13 protein-coding genes are annotated in these 14,388 nt (G+C 37.0%); 11 read left to right on the top strand and 2 right to left on the bottom strand.

Annotated features, from left to right (window positions below; genetic code table 11):
- Nucleotides 1–156: 156 nt before the first annotated feature.
- Together AC1DIT_RS02275 and AC1DIT_RS02270 are read right to left on the bottom strand one after the other, a co-directional pair.
- Nucleotides 157–297, bottom strand: coding sequence for a hypothetical protein (locus AC1DIT_RS02275; protein ID WP_016116584.1), 141 nt, complete (start codon nucleotides 295–297; stop codon nucleotides 157–159).
- Nucleotides 298–394: 97 nt separating this feature from the next.
- The gene (locus tag AC1DIT_RS02270; protein WP_003200983.1) at nucleotides 395–718 is read right to left on the bottom strand and encodes a YnfA family protein; all 324 of its coding nucleotides are present in this window, start codon (nucleotides 716–718) and stop codon (nucleotides 395–397) included.
- Between the two features lie 171 nt (nucleotides 719–889).
- On the opposite strand from AC1DIT_RS02270, the gene AC1DIT_RS02265 reads away from it, so the two are divergent.
- From AC1DIT_RS02265 to dnaI, 11 genes are all read left to right on the top strand, one after another.
- Nucleotides 890–1,606: a response regulator transcription factor gene (locus AC1DIT_RS02265; protein WP_016116583.1), complete on the top strand. Its 717-nt coding sequence runs from the start codon at nucleotides 890–892 to the stop codon at nucleotides 1,604–1,606.
- The gene (gene pnpS, locus AC1DIT_RS02260; protein WP_016116582.1) at nucleotides 1,599–3,362 is read left to right on the top strand and encodes a two-component system histidine kinase PnpS; all 1,764 of its coding nucleotides are present in this window, start codon (nucleotides 1,599–1,601) and stop codon (nucleotides 3,360–3,362) included. Before AC1DIT_RS02265 ends, pnpS begins: the two co-directional genes overlap by 8 nt.
- A 954-nt stretch (nucleotides 3,363–4,316) precedes the next feature.
- A complete protein-coding gene (polA, locus tag AC1DIT_RS02255) occupies nucleotides 4,317–6,950 on the top strand; it encodes a DNA polymerase I (RefSeq protein ID WP_016116581.1) in 2,634 nt (877 codons plus the stop codon).
- 12 nt (nucleotides 6,951–6,962) lie between these two features.
- Entirely contained in the window at nucleotides 6,963–7,793 is an 831-nt protein-coding gene (mutM, locus tag AC1DIT_RS02250; RefSeq protein WP_003200990.1) for a DNA-formamidopyrimidine glycosylase, read from the top strand.
- Nucleotides 7,794–7,876: 83 nt separating this feature from the next.
- The gene (gene ytaF / locus AC1DIT_RS02245) at nucleotides 7,877–8,509 is read left to right on the top strand and encodes a sporulation membrane protein YtaF (protein WP_476998036.1); all 633 of its coding nucleotides are present in this window, start codon (nucleotides 7,877–7,879) and stop codon (nucleotides 8,507–8,509) included.
- Nucleotides 8,510–8,561: 52 nt separating this feature from the next.
- Nucleotides 8,562–9,164: a dephospho-CoA kinase gene (coaE, locus tag AC1DIT_RS02240; RefSeq protein WP_016116579.1), complete on the top strand. Its 603-nt coding sequence runs from the start codon at nucleotides 8,562–8,564 to the stop codon at nucleotides 9,162–9,164.
- Between the two features lie 109 nt (nucleotides 9,165–9,273).
- Entirely contained in the window at nucleotides 9,274–10,302 is a 1,029-nt protein-coding gene (locus AC1DIT_RS02235) for a glyceraldehyde-3-phosphate dehydrogenase (RefSeq protein WP_016116578.1), read from the top strand.
- Nucleotides 10,303–10,696: 394 nt separating this feature from the next.
- A complete protein-coding gene (speD, locus tag AC1DIT_RS02230; RefSeq protein ID WP_006096185.1) occupies nucleotides 10,697–11,080 on the top strand; it encodes an adenosylmethionine decarboxylase in 384 nt (127 codons plus the stop codon).
- Between the two features lie 266 nt (nucleotides 11,081–11,346).
- Nucleotides 11,347–11,808, top strand: a complete 462-nt coding sequence (gene nrdR, locus AC1DIT_RS02225; protein WP_016116577.1) for a transcriptional regulator NrdR — start codon at nucleotides 11,347–11,349, stop codon at nucleotides 11,806–11,808.
- 115 nt (nucleotides 11,809–11,923) lie between these two features.
- Nucleotides 11,924–13,330 (top strand): replication initiation and membrane attachment family protein, encoded by a 1,407-nt coding sequence (locus AC1DIT_RS02220; RefSeq protein ID WP_016116576.1) that lies wholly within the window; start codon nucleotides 11,924–11,926, stop codon nucleotides 13,328–13,330.
- Between the two features lie 33 nt (nucleotides 13,331–13,363).
- Nucleotides 13,364–14,302: a primosomal protein DnaI gene (dnaI, locus tag AC1DIT_RS02215; protein ID WP_016116575.1), complete on the top strand. Its 939-nt coding sequence runs from the start codon at nucleotides 13,364–13,366 to the stop codon at nucleotides 14,300–14,302.
- Nucleotides 14,303–14,388 lie beyond the last annotated feature (86 nt).

Raw genomic sequence — 14,388 nt, 5'->3', positions numbered from 1 at the left:
GTAACACTCCCACCTCAAAATTCAGCGAAAGCAAAGAAGTTAGGTGGGAGATGAACTGTCCGTAAAAGCCCGATTCGTTCAACTAATAATCAGTGGGGGATGAAAAAAACCCCACTGATTAAAGTTTCACTTTATAGGATCGAATGTAAGTATAACTTAACTGAAAAAACCTTCTGCAAACCCTTCTGAGAAATCAGAGATGTCAGTTTGTAATGTTTCCCAGTTTGAAAGGCCGGCAGTAAAACCAACTATAAATAATAAAGCGAAGCCAGATAATACCCAATTTTTACGATTCATTTTGAATCCGCTCCTTAACAGTTTAATCTTTATATTAAAATTTAATTATATTGATTATTACATTTTAAGGAGATATAAGTTAAATGGGTACCTGTTTTTAGCCACGTGGCCAAAGAATAATAAACACACCGACAAGGCAAACAGCTGCACCAGCCCAATCGAACAAATCAGGTGTTTTCTTATCAACCATCCATCCCCATAATAAACTCATGAGAATAAATACACCGCCATAAGCTGCGTATACACGTCCGAAGCTAGAAAATACTTGGAATGTGGCAATTACACCATATAAACATAAAATGATTCCTCCCATTAGACCGAACCAGATGGAACCACCTTCCCGTATCCATTTCCAGATGAGATATCCACCACCAATTTCAGCTAGTCCGGCAAGAATGAAAATAACAGCTGCTTTAAACATGAATATGTACCATCGCTTTCTATTAGATATATTTTCCTATATAACTATAGCACAATCAAACTTAGTGAATGGACAATTCTATTGAGAGGAGAATTGTTTTCTAGTATGATGGGAATAGTGGGGAAATACTAGGATGAAGAAGGTTTCAAGTCTATAACTTGGAGGAAGAGAATGAGCAATCGAATTTTAGTTGTTGATGATGAGGAGTTTATTTTAACTTTAATTGAATTCAATTTGCAGCAAGCAGGATTTGAAGTGATAACAGCGATGGATGGTGAAGTTGCGCTTCATAAAGCAACAACGGAACGTCCAGATCTGATTATATTAGATTTAATGCTTCCAAAAATGGATGGTATGGAAGTGTGTAAAGAATTGCGTTTGCAGCGTATTATGACACCTATTTTAATGCTAACAGCGAAAGATGATGAGTTTGATAAAGTGTTAGGTCTTGAGCTTGGGGCAGATGATTATATGACAAAGCCATTTAGCCCAAGGGAAGTTGTTGCACGTGTGAAGGCGATTTTACGTCGTACGAAATTGCAAGATGAACCAGTTTCAGAAGTACAGGATGAAAATAGTATCAATATCTTTGATTTAAGAATTTTACCTGAATTTTATGAGGCGTATTTCCAAGGAGAAAAGCTAGAACTAACGCCAAAAGAATTTGAGTTACTTGTATATTTAGCAAGGAATAAGGGTCGTGTATTAACACGTGATCAGTTACTAAGTGCTGTATGGAATTATGATTTTGCCGGCGATACAAGAATCGTCGATGTTCATATTAGTCATTTGCGGGATAAAATTGAAAAGAATACGAAAAAACCAGCGTACATTAAAACAATTCGTGGATTAGGTTATAAATTAGAGGAGCCAAAGGGGGATGAATAAATTTCGCTCGAGGCTTCTCTTTACATTTGTTTCTCTTATTATTCTTATTTTAGTTGGACTAGGAGTACTTTTGGAAACGGTGTTTGAGAATTACTACATCGATCATGCGAAAGACAGAACGGTAAAAGAGGCAAGATATGTTGCTTCATTAGTAGAGGCAGAAGGTATTGATCATGTTCTAAAAGCGCCAAACGTATTTGAAAAATTAGAAGAACAAGTGCCGGTTTCGGTTATATTTACTGATGAAGAGAAGAAAGTCAAATATAGTAAAGGTAAGCAACCTATATTCGACCAAGCGACAATTGAGGAACTTTCCTCTGAAACAGCAAAACAAAAAAATAGAGTGATTACGAAGGAAACAGATGATAAAAATGTATTCCATCATGCGGTGTTTGTTCAAGATGCAGAGGGGAAGCAAGGGTACATCATTATAAAAAGTACAATTGCTCCTTTGAAAGATGTTCATCAAAAAACGTGGGGATTACTCATTGTAGGGTTTGTGATTGCTTGTCTTGTTGTTGTTTTTCTTGGTGTGAAAATTACAGGTCAATATATTCGTCCAATAGAGTCTGTTACGAAAGTAGCGATTGAATTAGCGAAGGGGAATTATAAGGCACGTGCTTATGAAAGTCATTCAGATGAAACGGGGATGTTAAGTAAGGCGATCAATATTTTAGCGCGTAATTTACAAGAAATGACGCTAGAGCAAGAAATGCAACAAGATCGTTTACATACACTGATTGAAAATATGGGAAGCGGTATGATCTTAATTGATAGCCGCGGTTATATAAGTCTTGTAAACCGTTCGTATAAAGAAATATTTCATGTAACGGATGAAGAGTATTTAGATCGTTTGTATTATGAAGCGTTTTTTCATGCAGAAATCATTGAACTTGTGGAAGAAATTTTTATGACAGAAGTGAAAGTGCGAAAGCAAATGTTGCTGCCACTTGGTATTGAAAGAAAGCACTTTGAAGTATATGGCGCACCAATTATTGGGACAAATCATGAATGGAAAGGGATTGTTCTCGTATTCCACGATATAACAGAGCTAAAGAAACTAGAGCAAATGCGAAAAGACTTTTTAGCGAACGTTTCACATGAACTAAAGACGCCAATTACTTCTATTAAAGGGTTTTCTGAAACGTTGCTTGATGGTGCGATGGAAAATCAGCAGTTTTGCGAGCATTTCCTGAACATTATTTTAAAGGAAAGCGAGCGTATGCAAGGCTTAATCGAAGACTTATTGGATCTATCAAAGATTGAACAACAAGGATTTAAGTTAAATATGGGTACTGTTGAGATGAAGGAATTGCTTGAAGAAATCAAAATGGTGCTAGAGAATAAATCACAAGATAAAGAAATTTCCTTACAAGTTGATGTATTGAGACGTGCTTCAGTGATAGGGGATCCAAGTCGATTAAAACAAATCTTTATCAATTTAGTTAATAATGCAATTGTATACACACCAGCTGGCGGTACAGTTTCTGTAAAGTTGTTAGAAGATGAACATAACGCCTATATAAAAGTATCTGATACAGGGATCGGAATTAGTAAAGAAGAAATCCCACGTATTTTTGAACGTTTTTATCGCGTAGATAAAGCGAGAAGTCGAAATACAGGCGGTACAGGCCTTGGGTTATCGATTGTAAAACATTTAGTAGAAGCGCATCATGGGACAGTTACTGTAGAGAGTGAAGTAGGAGAAGGAACAACATTTACAGTTGCTTTACCGAAATCGGATTTGGAGAAGTAATGGTAATGTGAAACCTTTATCCCACTATTCGCGGGCAGTAAGACCCCCACCTGAAAATTCAGCAAAGGAAAAGAAGTTAGGTGGGGGTCGGGCTGTCCGTAAAAGTCCGATTGGTGAGGGCTAATAATCAGTGGGTATGGAAAAAACCACTGATTAAAGTTTCACTTTATTGGATGAGAGCTATATAAATCCATTTTGATTTTTCGATATATAAGTCGTTGATATGAAAAAGGTGACCTACACTCGTTTTTTCTCTCTGCTTTAACTTGGCATGGAGCAGGAAGAGGGTCTGACCGTTTCTATGCATGGCCGGATGCTCTCTCTCGCCTAAAAAGAAAGGGTTTATGTCGGTTTCTTAATTTGGATTTATATAGTAAACGTTTGAACGGGATATATTTACATTATATTAACAATAGCTTCATTAAATATTAATAAAGTCCTGTTAATATAATACATGAAAACCCCTTCATCCAAGGAGTAATTTTGGACGAGAATAGGTGCTCTATTCTCGTCACTTCCCTTTTTGTGAAACTATAATATCTTTGTTTTTGAAATATCTCTATGTAACTTATATCAAAGTGTTATATCAATACGATAAGGTTATTTTAATTCATGAGATATTGTGACAGCATCTCCATTTTACATTAAATATATGTAGTAGGAAAAACCGTTATTTTTCTTCTCTCTCTTAGTCGTGTTAATATAGAGAGAAGGAAAAGACGGTTTTTTCTTTCTATATAAATCCATTTTGATTTTTCAATATATAAGTCACTGCTATGAAGAACAAAAGGTGACCTGCGCTCGTTTTCTCTTTTTGTTTTAACTTGGCATGGGGTGACCGCTTCTATGCATGGCTGGGTGTTCTCCACCTCCTAAAAAGAAAGGGTTTATGTCGGTTTTTCAATTTGGATTTATATATAAATCGTTTTAAATTTGTATGGGGAGGTTTCTAATTTGGAAAAAAAGGTCGTATTAGTCGATGGAAATAATATCGCGTATCGTGCTTTCTTTGCACTGCCGCTTTTAAATAACGACAAAGGTATACATACGAACGCAATTTATGGTTTTACGATGATGTTAATGAGAATATTAGAAGAAGAAAAACCAACGCATATGCTGGTTGCGTTTGATGCGGGTAAAACAACATTTCGTCACAAAACATTTAGCGAATATAAAGGAGGTCGTCAAAAAACGCCACCTGAGCTATCAGAGCAATTCCCATTTATTCGTGAACTGTTAGATGCGTTTCACGTACCACGCTATGAGTTAGAGAACTATGAAGCAGATGACATTATGGGCACACTAGCGAAAGAAGCGAACGAACAAGGTGCTCACGTAAAAGTTATTTCTGGAGATAAAGATTTACTGCAGCTTGTTTCTGATACCACGCTTGTATGTATTCCGCGTAAAGGGATTACAGAAGTAGATGAATATACGAAAGAAGCGTTATTCGAAAAATATAATTTATCACCAAAGCAAATTATTGATATGAAAGGTTTAATGGGAGATCAATCTGATAACATCCCAGGTGTACCGGGAGTTGGTGAGAAGACAGCAATCAAATTGTTAACGCAATTTGAAACAGTAGAAGCAGTATATGAGAACTTAGACAAGGTGAGCGGAAAAAAATTAAAAGAAAAGCTAGAGATGAATAAAGAGCAAGCGTTTATGAGTAAAGAGCTTGCCACAATTATTACCGATGCACCAATTACAGTGCATGTAGATGATATCGAATATAAAGGATATGAAGCAAGTGACGTCATTCCAATGTTCGAGAATTTAGGATTTACTTCGCTATTAAATAAGCTCGGTGCGACTCCTGAAGAAACAGCTCCAGCTGAATTAGATGATATTTCATTTGATATTGTAGAAGAAGTGACAGAGGAAATGCTGCAGCAAGATAGTGCAATTATTGTGGAAGTACAAGAAGACAATTATCATAAAGCTGACATTCAAGGGTTCGGTATTCAAAATGAAAATGGCTGTTATTTCATTCCGAGCGATGTTGCGCTAAAATCTGAAGCTTTTAAGAAGTGGCTTGCAGATGATGAAATGAGAAAGTATACGTTTGATGCGAAACGTGCCATTGTTGCACTTAAGTGGAAAGGTATAGAGATTCAAGGGATTGACTTTGATTTACTAATTGCCGCGTATTTACTTGATCCAGCAGATACAGACAAAGATTTCCGTGCTGTAGCGAAAATGAAAGAAACGCATGCTGTTAAATCTGATGAAGAAGTGTATGGAAAAGGTGCAAAACGTGCGGTTCCTGCGCAAGATATAGTTGCGGAGCACGTAGCTCGAAAAGTACATGTATTATACGATGTGCAAAAAACATTTGTAGAAGAACTACAAAAAAATGAACAATATGAACTATTTACTGAGCTTGAAATGCCGCTTGCTCGTGTGTTAGCTGAAATGGAAGTGAAAGGTGTTACGGTTGATACAGAGCGCTTACGTAGTATGGGAGATGAGCTTGCTGGAAGGCTTAAGGAAATGGAACAAGAAATTTATGAGCTTGCAGGAACGGAATTTAATATTAATTCTCCAAAGCAGCTCGGCGTGGTTCTATTTGAGAATTTAAATCTACCGGTTATTAAAAAGACGAAAACAGGATATTCTACGTCAGCTGATGTGCTGGACAAGTTAATGGAGCATCATGAAATTATTCCTAAAATTTTACACTATCGTCAATTAGGAAAATTAAATTCGACATATATTGAAGGATTATTAAAAGTTGTTCATGAAGATTCATCTAAAATTCATACTCGTTTTAATCAAGTGTTAACGCAAACGGGCCGATTAAGTTCTACAGAACCAAACTTGCAAAATATCCCGATCCGTTTAGAAGAAGGAAGAAAGATTCGTCAGGCGTTCATTCCTTCAAAAGAAGGTTGGATTATGTATGCAGCCGATTATTCACAAATTGAACTGCGTGTCTTGGCGCATATTGCAAAAGACAAAGGGTTAGTAGAAGCGTTCCAGCATGATATGGATATTCATACGAAAACTGCAATGGACGTGTTTGGGGTTGGAAAAGATGAAGTAACATCGAATATGAGACGTCAAGCAAAAGCGGTTAACTTCGGAATTGTTTATGGTATTAGTGACTATGGGCTTTCACAAAACTTAGGAATCACACGAAAAGCAGCAGGGGAATTTATTGAAAAGTATTTCGCGAGCTTCCCTGGTGTAAAAGAATATATGGATGAGATTGTACAAGAAGCGAAGCAAAAAGGATACGTTTCTACATTATTAAATCGTCGCCGTTATATTCCGGAAATTACGAGTCGTAATTTTAATTTGCGCAGCTTTGCGGAGCGTACTGCGATGAATACACCAATTCAAGGTAGTGCGGCAGATATTATTAAAAAAGCGATGATTATTATGGCGGATCGCTTAGAAGAAGAAGGCTTACAAGCGCGTCTTCTTCTGCAAGTGCACGATGAATTGATCTTTGAAGTGCCAAAAGAAGAAGTAGAAAAATTAGAAAAGCTTGTACCTGAAGTGATGGAGCATGCGATTGAACTTGCTGTTCCTCTAAAAGTTGATTATTCTTCTGGTCCAACTTGGTATGACGCAAAATAAGGAAGTGATTGAATGCCTGAACTACCAGAGGTTGAAAATGTTAGAAGGACACTTGAAAACCTTGTAACGGGAAAAACAATTCAAGATGTGATCGTAACATATCCAAAATTAGTAAAGCGACCAGATGACGCAGAGCTCTTTAAAGAAATGTTACGAGGTGAAAAGATTGAACGGATTGAGCGAAGAGGTAAGTTTCTACTTCTATATGTAACAAAGTATGTTATTGTTTCACATTTACGTATGGAAGGGAAATATTTGCTTCATAAAGATGATGAGCCGGTAGATAAACATACGCATGTGCGTTTCCAGTTTACAGATGGTACAGAGTTACACTATAAAGATGTAAGAAAGTTCGGCACGATGCATCTCTTTAAAAAAGGTGAAGAATTTGACCAAATGCCACTTGCTGATTTAGGGCCGGAGCCATTTGACGCTGAACTGACAGTAGGGTATTTGCAAGAAAGATTGCAAAAGACAAACCGTAAAATAAAAGTTGTATTGCTCGATCAACGTCTTTTAGTCGGGCTTGGTAATATATATGTAGATGAAGTTTTATTCCGTTCCGGGATTCACCCGGAACGAGAAGCTTCATCTTTAACGAAAGCTGAAATAGAAAAGATTCATGCGGCGACCGTTGCAACATTAGCGGAGGCTGTTGAGCGCGGTGGAAGTACAATCAGAACGTATATCAATTCGCAAGGACAAATTGGCTCGTTCCAAGAGCTTCTAAATGTGTATGGAAGAAAAGGTGAACCATGCGTAACTTGTGGAAATGTGATTGAAAAGACAGTTGTTGGTGGACGAGGAACGCATTATTGTCCTATGTGCCAGCCAAAAAGCTAAGAAAGATATTGTTTTCTAATAACATCGGATAGGCATTTGTCATATACATACAGCAAAGCTATGTATAGGGAAGGAGCTTACCGATGTATCATTATTTCTCTCTTATTTTATTAGCTTTTACATTAAGTTTGGATAGCTGTAGTGTAGGGCTTACTTATGGTTTGCGGAGCGTACGGATTCCGTTAAAATCGATACTCATCATTGGAATGTGTTCAGCGGCTGTTATGCTTGTGTCGATGGGAATTGGACATATGATTGCTAAGGTGTTTTCTCCAGTGATTGCAACGCGCATTGGCGGAATCGTTTTAGTGGCTATTGGAGCGTGGGTGTTGTATCAGTTTTTTCGGAGTGATAAAAAAGACGAACCGCRGCAAGAAGAGAAAGTTTGGAAGTTAGAAATTGCTTCGCTTGGGTTAGTCATTCAAATTTTACGGAAACCGACTGTTGCCGATTTTGATAAATCAGGCACGATTTCTGGTGGAGAAGCCTTGCTTTTAGGTATCGCTCTTTCAGTAGACTCGTTTGGAGCAGGGATTGGTGCATCCTTACTAGGATATACACCCGCCATGATGGCAGTGTTAGTTGCCGTTATGAGTTCTCTGTTTTTATTTATCGGAATGAGGATAGGAACGGTTTTATCGAATATGCGATGGTTACAAAAATTTACGTTCTTACCTGGGATTTTACTTATTATTATTGGAATTTGGAAAATGTAAGTGGGAGCGTGAAACATAAGTTTCACGCTTCTATTTGTGAGGAGGAAATAGAATGACAATTGTTATAGGTTTAACAGGAGGTATTGCAAGCGGAAAAAGTACTGTTTCACAAATGTTTTGTGAGCTGCACATACCTGTAATTGACGCGGATATTATTGCAAGAGAAGTTGTAGAACAAGGTAAAGAAGCATATAAAGAAATTGTAGACGTATTCGGTGAAGAAATATTACAAGCAGATGGCGAACTTGATCGTCCGAAGCTTGGGAGTATTGTATTTCATAATGAAGAAAAACGATTGCGCTTAAATAAAATTGTTCATCCAGCTGTCCGCAAAGAAATGAATGTGCAGAAGGACATGTACATAAAGGAAGGCATGCAAGCGGTTGTACTAGATATTCCGCTTTTATTTGAAAGTAAGCTAACTTCACTTGTTGATCAAATTTTAGTTGTAGCTGTAGCACCTAGTACGCAGTTAGAACGTTTAATGAAGCGGAATGGCTTTATAGAAGAGGAAGCAAAAGCGCGTATTGATTCCCAAATGTCTTTAGCGGAGAAAATAACATTAGCTGATAAAGTTATTTATAATGATGGCACAATTGCTGAGACAAAAGCCCAATTACATCGCATTTTAAAAGAGTGGAACATCATTAACTAAAAAATTGTGAAATTAGTGAAAATGTTTAGTGACATATCCTCTTTTTGTGTTATACTATTATTGGGATTAGAGATAAATAGTATAACGCATTCAAGGGGGATAACATATTATGATTCGTGTGGCAATTAATGGATTTGGACGTATTGGGAGAATGGTATTTCGTCAAGCAATAAAAGAAAGCGCATTCGAAATTGTAGCAATCAACGCAAGCTATCCATCAGAAACATTAGCACATTTAATCAAGTATGATACAGTTCATGGCAAGTTTGACGGAACAGTGGAAGCATTTGAAGATCATTTATTAGTGGATGGGAAAATGATTCGCCTTCTAAACAACCGCGATCCAAAAGAGTTGCCTTGGAAAGAATTAGGTGTTGAAGTTGTAATCGAAGCAACTGGTAAATTTAATGAAAAAGAAAAAGCGATACTTCACGTAGAAGCTGGAGCGAAAAAAGTTATTTTAACAGCACCTGGTAAAAATGAAGATGTAACAGTTGTAGTTGGTGTGAACGAAGAACAATTAGACATTACAAAACATACTGTTATTTCAAATGCATCTTGTACAACAAACTGTTTAGCGCCTGTTGTTAAGGTGTTAGATGAGCAGTTCGGAATTGAAAACGGTTTAATGACAACTGTTCATGCTTATACAAATGACCAAAAAAATATTGATAACCCACATAAAGATTTACGAAGAGCACGTGCTTGTGGACAGTCTATTATTCCTACAACAACAGGGGCTGCGAAAGCATTAGCGAAAGTTCTTCCACATTTAAATGGAAAACTTCACGGAATGGCACTTCGCGTTCCAACACCAAACGTGTCTCTTGTTGACTTAGTAGTAGATGTAAAACGTGATGTAACAGTTGAAGACATTAATGAAGCGTTTAAAACAGTTGCAAACGGTGCAATGAAAGGGATTATTGAGTTCAGTGAAGAACCTTTAGTTTCTATCGACTTTAATACAAATACACATTCTGCTATCATTGATGGCTTATCTACAATGGTAATGGGTGAACGTAAAGTGAAAGTACTTGCTTGGTATGATAACGAGTGGGGTTACTCTCGTCGCGTTGTAGATCTTGTGAAGTTAGTTGTTAACGAATTAGCAAAACAAGAAAGTGTACAACACATTTAATGATAAAAAATGATAAAAAAGGAGGCAAGCGATTGCGTGTCTTCTTTTTTATGTTTTTTCTGAAAAGGAAAAAATTATATGAGTATATTTTTATAAATGGTACATATAAAAAACCATTGTGATTACTGCATTTGTGAATCAATTATTTTTTTGGGGAAAAGTAAAGAAGAGAATATGACAAAAAATCGAAAAAACTGTTGTTGCAAAATGAAAATAAACAAAGTATACTAACACTCGTAAACTTAAGAGCTGAGGTACGTAGTCACTACTTAAAGGGTTAGGACCTCTCTGGACTAACTTTCCCCCGTGGTAGTGGAGCAAGCCAAATTGCAAATTAGTTTTCAATTCGAACAGTTAGATTAAATTTACAAGGGGGAACTGTAGAATGGATACTATGGACACGATGGGTCGTCACGTAATCGCTGAACTTTGGGATTGCGATTTCGACAAACTGAATGATATGCCGTTTATTGAACAATTATTTGTGGATGCAGCACTAAGAGCAGGTGCTGAAGTACGTGAGGTTGCTTTCCATAAGTTTGCGCCGCAGGGTGTAAGTGGAGTTGTAATCATTTCGGAATCACATTTAACAATTCATAGCTTTCCAGAGCACGGTTATGCAAGTATTGATGTTTATACTTGTGGGGATCGTATTGATCCAAATGTTGCTGCAGAGTATATTGCAGAAGGTTTAAATGCGAAAACGCGAGAGAGCATCGAGCTTCCTCGAGGCACAGGTAGCTTCGAAATTAAGCATAGAGAAACAAAAGCTCTTTAAAAAAGAACATAATTGATTTAAAATGTAAAGAGGTGTATAATGCACCTCTTTTTAGTTTATATAAATTTGAAATTGTAAAATGGTAGACTGTTTTTGACGAATGCTTGCTATAAAGTAAATTTTTTAAAAGTAACGTATTATTGAACGTGAAATAGTAGGATAAGGTAGTGAGCAAATACAAATAGGTTATATAATATTGTATATATATTTTCACATGTAGATGAAGTAAAAAAGACTGAAGATTAAATTGCAAGGGAGTGAATGAGTTGCGTTGTCCAGCCTGTTTTCATAATGGTACAAGAGTATTGGATTCACGTCCGGTAGATGAGGGACGCTCTATTCGAAGAAGAAGAGAGTGTGAAAGTTGTTTAAATCGATTTACGACATTTGAACGAGTAGAAGAACCACCTCTTATTGTTGTAAAAAAAGAGGGAACACGAGAAGAGTTTAATAAAGAAAARATTTTACGTGGATTAATTAAAGCGTGTGAAAAAAGACCTGTATCGTTAAAACAATTAGAAGAAGTAACACAAAATGTGGAGCGTGAACTTCGTAATTTAGGAATATCAGAAGTGAAAAGTGATATGATCGGTGAAATCGTAATGGAAGCACTTCGAGATATTGATGATGTTGCTTATGTACGATTTGCCTCCGTATATCGTCAATTTAAAGATTTAAATGTATTTATTGAAGAATTAAAAGATATACTGCAAAAAGAACGAGAATAAAGTGAAACTTTGAGCCCGCAAATAGTGGTGAAAAAGAGCTAGAAGCGAAAGCTATTAGCTCTTTTTCACTAAGGAATTATATACGTAGAATGGAAGAAAGAAAGGAATTGCAAGGATGGAAAAACAGTCATGGATGGAGCTATTGCCAATTGATCGTTATAAAGTAAGTGCAAAAGGGTTGCTGCATAGTTACGATCGGAAGGTATTAACGACGTTATATCAACCATTAGTGGGTAGCAAGGCTTTTAGCTTATACATGACGCTGTGGGGAGAGCTAGAGCAGGATCGTGTATTTGGAAAAGAGAATACACACCACTCTCTTATGGTGACAATGCAAATGCAGCTTCCTGAAGTATATGAAGAACGGATGAAATTAGAAGCAATTGGGCTTTTAAACGTATATATTAAAAAAGAAAAAGATATTCGAATGTTTATATACGAATTGCAGCCGCCGTTATCACCAAAACAATTTTTTGATGATATTGTCCTGAGCATCTTTTTGTATAATCGATTAAGCCGTGCAAAATATAATCAAGTTAAACAATATTTTTTAGAAGAAGAGTTTGACTTTGCTTCTTATGAAAATGTTACACATTCCTTTAATGATGTATTTGGGTCTTTTAATCCAGGGCAATTTGAGCATGCGCAAGAGGAACTTCGAATTCCAAGTAGCGCAGTTATGCCGGGCAATGAAAAAGGAACTGCCCCACAACTTTGGAACGATTTCTTTGATTTTTCTTTATTTGTAGAAGGGTTATCGACTCTTGTGCCGCGAAAAGCGATTACGGACCAAGTGCGTGAATGTGTTGTTACACTCTCTTACGTGTATGGTGTGGATGTGCTGTCGATGCAAAGTATTGTGCTTGGTGCAATGACAGAATTGCAAACGATTGATATGGAAAGGCTTCGGAAAGGAGCGCGTGATTGGTATCAATTTGAAAATGGTCAAGCGCTCCCAGTGTTAAGTGAACGAGTACAGCCTCATGCTGCACGTACGATGAAAGAGAAAGAGCCGTCTACGCAAGAAGAGATGCTTATTAAACAGCTAGAAGAAATTTCTCCAAAACAATTGTTAAAAGAAATTTCAGGCGGGGCAGAAGCAACGAAAGCAGATTTGCAAATTGTAGAAGAAGTAATGATGAACCAAAAACTAACGCCAGGTGTGGTCAATGTACTTATTTATTATGTAATGCTGCGTTCGGATATGAAGCTTGCCAAAACATATGTTGAGAAAATTGCGGGGCACTGGGCACGAAAAAAAGTAGGTACGGTATCAGAAGCGATGGCATTGGCGAAAGAAGAGAATCGCCAATATCAAGAATGGGCTGAAACGAAGAAAAAGGGTCATACTTCGAAGAAAACAGTGCGGAAAGAAATGGTGCCCGATTGGTTGAAAGAACAATCCAAGGAACAACCAAAAGAACAGCCTAAGGAACTTACGAATGTGGCGGGAAAATCGAGCAAGTTAGAAGAAGAACGAAAGAAATTGGAAGCAGAGTTAAAAAAATATAAGCGTGATTGATAGAGGAGAATGAACGCTCTTTGAGGTGAAAGAATGGAGCATATTCAAAATTCATTTGCAAAGTTAATGCAAAATGAGAATTTTAAAAATAGATATGAAGTGTTAAAAGCGGAAGTTATGGCTCATCCGCGTGTGAAAGAGTTTGTAGAAGAACATAAAGGTGAAGTGACGACTTCCATGATAGAGCGAAGTCTTGTGAAACTGTATGAATACATTGGACAAAGTGTTGGATGTGCAGATTGTCCAAACTTAGAATCATGTGAAAATATGATTCAAGGGTATGAGCCGAAACTGATTATTCAAGGTAAGATGATTGATATTCAATATGATCGCTGCGTAAGAAAAGTGGCTTATGATGAGCGGAAGAAATATGAAAAGTTAGTTCAAAGTGTCTATATGCCAAGTGATATTTTACAGGCTTCTATGGAAAATTTAGATCCATCAGATTTAGAACCGCGAATTGAGGCGATTCGTGCAGCGAATGAATTTTTAAGTGCATACGAACCTGGAAAAAAAGTACAAGCGTTATATTTCTACGGTAAATTTGGTGTAGGGAAAACGTATCTCTTAGGAGCGATTGCGAATGAATTAGCCTTAAAAAAAATAAGTTCAATGATCGTATACTTACCAGAATTTTTACGAGAAATTAAAAGCTCACTGCAAAATAATACGATAGGTGAAAAGATTGATGCGGTGAAGCGTGTACAAGTATTAATGTTAGATGATATTGGGGCGGAAGCAATGTCAAGCTTTGTGCGTGATGATGTGCTTGGTGCTATACTGCAGTTCCGTATGCTTGAAAACTTACCGACGTTCTTTACGTCTAATTTTGACTTTAAACAGCTAGAACATCATTTAACCTACACACAGCGTGGAGAAGCAGAAGAAATGAAAGCGGCGCGTATTATGGAGCGTATTAAGTATTTGGCAAAGCCAGTTCCAATTGGTGGGAAAAATCGTCGTCATACGTAAAGAGTGAGCATACTGCTTGCTCTTTTTTTGTTTCTTCAGTATATGTTTGAAATTTCATACGAGCTTGTATCATTTTTTTTCTAGTC

The organism is Bacillus sp. 05T22, from assembly GCF_056396765.1.
The sequence above is the reverse complement of the archived record's forward strand: the minus strand, read 5'-3'. Positions and strand labels throughout refer to the sequence as shown.

Excerpts from the sequence above, each read along its gene's own strand:
- speD (WP_006096185.1), top strand. The coding sequence starts at position 10,697 with ATGGACACGATGGGTCGTCACGTAATCGCTGAACTTTGGGATTGCGAT.
- AC1DIT_RS02265 (WP_016116583.1), top strand. The coding sequence starts at position 890 with ATGAGCAATCGAATTTTAGTTGTTGATGATGAGGAGTTTATTTTAACT.
- AC1DIT_RS02270 (WP_003200983.1), bottom strand. The coding sequence starts at position 718 with ATGTTTAAAGCAGCTGTTATTTTCATTCTTGCCGGACTAGCTGAAATT.
- AC1DIT_RS02235 (WP_016116578.1), top strand. The coding sequence starts at position 9,274 with ATGATTCGTGTGGCAATTAATGGATTTGGACGTATTGGGAGAATGGTA.
- dnaI (WP_016116575.1), top strand. The coding sequence starts at position 13,364 with ATGGAGCATATTCAAAATTCATTTGCAAAGTTAATGCAAAATGAGAAT.
- coaE (WP_016116579.1), top strand. The coding sequence starts at position 8,562 with ATGACAATTGTTATAGGTTTAACAGGAGGTATTGCAAGCGGAAAAAGT.
- AC1DIT_RS02275 (WP_016116584.1), bottom strand. The coding sequence starts at position 297 with ATGAATCGTAAAAATTGGGTATTATCTGGCTTCGCTTTATTATTTATA.
- pnpS (WP_016116582.1), top strand. The coding sequence starts at position 1,599 with ATGAATAAATTTCGCTCGAGGCTTCTCTTTACATTTGTTTCTCTTATT.
- AC1DIT_RS02220 (WP_016116576.1), top strand. The coding sequence starts at position 11,924 with ATGGAAAAACAGTCATGGATGGAGCTATTGCCAATTGATCGTTATAAA.
- mutM (WP_003200990.1), top strand. The coding sequence starts at position 6,963 with ATGCCTGAACTACCAGAGGTTGAAAATGTTAGAAGGACACTTGAAAAC.